The sequence below is a fragment of the Sphingomonas endophytica genome (genome assembly GCF_001476895.1).
Lineage (GTDB): Bacteria > Pseudomonadota > Alphaproteobacteria > Sphingomonadales > Sphingomonadaceae > Sphingomonas > Sphingomonas endophytica_A.
The window spans coordinates 1-697 of the sequence record NZ_LDTB01000302.1; the positions used below are offsets into that span (position 1 = coordinate 1).

The 697-nt window shown below is 60.1% G+C and carries 1 protein-coding gene; it reads left to right on the forward strand.

The features are described from left to right. Window positions 1–331 (forward strand): hypothetical protein (locus tag NS334_RS18965; RefSeq protein ID WP_206542743.1); only part of this gene is annotated, 331 nt, incomplete at its 5' end. Window positions 332–697: the final 366 nt, after the last annotated feature.

Sequence of the window (697 nt, forward strand, 5' to 3'; positions counted from 1 at the left end):
CAGCCTGTCCGATCTGGAGAATGATCCGCAAGGGCAGCGCGTGGCGGGCGGTATGGGCGCCGAGGCGGGACGCTGCGCGCTACCAGATGACGCGTGCGCAAATCAGCGCCAGCGGCAGGACCGCAAGACCGATCGGAACCCATCTGCGCATGTCAACAGGATCCCGCGAATATCGGAAGATCTGGATGCAAACGAAGAAGCAGACGGCGGCACCGAGCAGGATGCGGAACAGGTCAGAAGGGGTGTCGTACAAAGTCGCAAAGCTCTCATTCTGGGGCATGGCCACCCGGGCCGTTGTTACCACCACGACGAGCAGAAAAAGCGTCCTTAGAACGAGACCGAGAAACCGCATAGGCGTGCCAGCCATCACTCTGTTCGAGTCGAACTATAGCACGAATCCGGCAACAAAATAAGCATCTGCACAAGTTTGTGCAGTGCGACGGCCTCATGACGGCCGGTTCATTCAAGGGCAAGCTGCTATGAAAGACGGCACGACTTTCGTGGGCATGCCGATCCGAGGCGCTCTCAAGGGGTGGATACCGTCATGGTTAACCTGATCGTCGGTTTCGCACAGGTCGCGCTTGTCCTGATCAGTCCCGCCGGTCCGGCTGCGGATCGCACCTGGCAGCCGGCGGTTGAGCGGATCAGGGTGGTCTGCGATCAGGACTGCAACTGTTGGCGAACGCGCTATCAGGGG